This is a genomic window from Solibacillus cecembensis, assembly GCF_050272495.1.
Lineage (GTDB): Bacteria > Bacillota > Bacilli > Bacillales_A > Planococcaceae > Solibacillus > Solibacillus cecembensis.
The window spans coordinates 1-2,326 of the sequence record NZ_JBNNMF010000060.1; the positions used below are offsets into that span (position 1 = coordinate 1).

Sequence of the window (2,326 nt, forward strand, 5' to 3'; positions counted from 1 at the left end):
GTAAGCCCGAATTATAAAAAATAGCGCACCTCTACGGTACGCACGACGAATGGCCAGCTATCTGAATTTTTTCAGATAGCTGGCTATTTTGTACATGTGGCTTGAATATTTTCTGACCACGGCATGTAGTTATGTAAAATCTCAGGTTGTTGATGAAACGGTAAATTTGGTAACTCTGTCATCAGCTTCACCAAATACTGATAAAAATCAATTCCGTTTGCTTTTGCCGTTTCAGCCAAGCTTAAACAGATGGCATTCGCTTTGGCGCCTGCTTCACTCACAGAGAAGAGCCAGTTTTTGCGACCAATGACATTTGGACGAATCGCATTTTCAGCAGGATTGTTATCAATTGCGACGTCCCCATTTTCAAGAAAGACCTTTAACTCAGACATACGGCTTAATGTATATGCAGCTGCTTTCGCTATGGCATTTTTACCGAAGAAAGGCGAACGATCAATCCAATCGAAAAATTCATCGACGATGGGCTTTGCTTCTTGTTGGCGAACTTGCACACGTTCTTCTGGTGAAAGCTGTTTGATTTTACGCTCGATGTGAAATAAACGATCGCAATATTCAACGCCTATTCGTCCATTCTTACTATCGGCTTTCAGCCAATAACGTCTTACGTGCGCCCAACAGTTGGCGAATTGAACATTAGATAATTGACCATAAGCCGAATAGCCATCACAAATCACGGTCCCTTTAAATCCTGCAAGTAAATCTTCTAATATAGCGCGCCCTCGTGAGAGTGCACTCTTAAATAAAACAATGATAGGACCTTCACTGTGTACACTACGACATACCCAGTTATAAGCGTTTGATTGAGCAGGCTTTCCATCTGAACGTTTGAGTATTTGTGCATATGTCTCATCTATATGCAGCACAGATTTCGCCGTTAATAGTTGCTTCATCAGATCATAAAGCGGTTGAAGCCAATCTTCTGCTACACGTATTACCCAATTGGATAAATTCTTATCATTTGTATGTAGGCCATGTCGCACCCATTCATTTACCTGACGGTAAAGAGGCAAGTACTGGATAAACTTATCGTAGATAAGCTTTGCTAAAACAGTAGGACCGGCAATGCTTCTTTGGATAACACCTTGTGGTGCTTTCCCACGTTTGATTTGTGCTTTTTGTAGGGCATCTTTTTTACACGCTTTGCACTCATACACATGTTCAAAATGTTGCACACGTTTCATTGTAGCTGGTATAAATTTGGCTTCTTCACGCACCAGCGAAGAACTGAATTCTACCATTTCACCAAGACAGCAGTCACAAGCTAAGTTAGCTGGGTGATGATGAATTTCTTCAATTTCAATATCCTCACGAAACGAATCATTTCGTTTTTTAGTTGTCTTTTTACGAGTAACGGTATAACTAATCGTTTCCGTGCTTTGTTCTTCTGTCTGCTCAGTTTCGCTAAAAGACGGATCGTCTTCAAATAAGGAGCCTTGTCCGTCTGGTGCTTGATACTTAGATTTCTCTGATTTAGAGCCATATAAGGCTTTTGTTAATTGACGAACTTGTTCCGTCAACGCTTCTATTTGTCGATTCGACTGAGCTAATTGCTCCTCAAGTAATCGAATGATACGTTCGTTTTGTTCTTCTTGCTTCTGATTAACAGGCGTCAAATCGTTCACCACATTTCCGTTCAAGTTTATATGTGGATGATTATACCATTTGAAATGGGGTTATTAAAAGACACCTTTTGTAGATTTTGCAATTGCCTTCGGCTGTTGCAGGGATAATCCCTCTAATAACCAGCGAAGTTCTTGCTGCGAAAGATTTCGTACTTCATTTTCATCTTTCGGCCATTGTAATTTCCCATTATCTAATCGTTTATAAAGCATGGCGAAGCCATTTCCATCGAAGTACAAACATTTATAACGATCCTTACCCCATCCGGAAAATAGAAAAATAGAATCACTATACGGATCGAGTTCAAAAGAATCTTGAATGAGCGTAGCGAGACCATCAATGCCTTTACGCATATCGGTCTTCCCACAAATGATGTAGATGTTTTGCACACTCGTAAAATCATGTTTCATCGACCGCTCAGCTCCTTCATAATGGTTTGGATAATGCGCTCATCTACGCCATTGAAGAAGGCAATTTCAGCTGCTGTGGTTTTAACTATACAACTTGGCCCAGCATTGTATTTGGAAGAATGGAACGAAGAAGTTTCAGCTGGAAGAGGATCGAGTTTGACAGGAACAATGTTTAATTTGTTTGTTAGCATAAGAATGGCACCTCCTTTGAATGATACGTCTATCGTACCGGAGGTGCCTGGCGTTTTATATGCGTTATTTGATTACGGGCTTAC

General features: G+C 40.5%; 3 protein-coding genes. 1 reads left to right on the plus strand and 2 read right to left on the minus strand.

Annotation, left to right across the window (positions count from 1 at the left end; genetic code table 11):
* Window positions 1–83: 83 nt before the first annotated feature.
* Window positions 84–1,634: an IS66 family transposase gene (gene tnpC, locus ACQKIH_RS22340; protein WP_427769041.1), complete on the minus strand. Its 1,551-nt coding sequence runs from the start codon at window positions 1,632–1,634 to the stop codon at window positions 84–86.
* A 63-nt stretch (window positions 1,635–1,697) separates the two neighbouring features.
* Entirely contained in the window at window positions 1,698–2,051 is a 354-nt protein-coding gene (tnpB, locus tag ACQKIH_RS22345; protein WP_427769038.1) for an IS66 family insertion sequence element accessory protein TnpB, read from the minus strand.
* Between the two features lie 33 nt (window positions 2,052–2,084).
* Between tnpB and ACQKIH_RS22350 the strand changes: the two genes are divergently transcribed.
* Window positions 2,085–2,326, plus strand: a 242-nt coding sequence (locus ACQKIH_RS22350) for a hypothetical protein (protein WP_427769039.1), incomplete at its 3' end; no start/stop codon positions are given.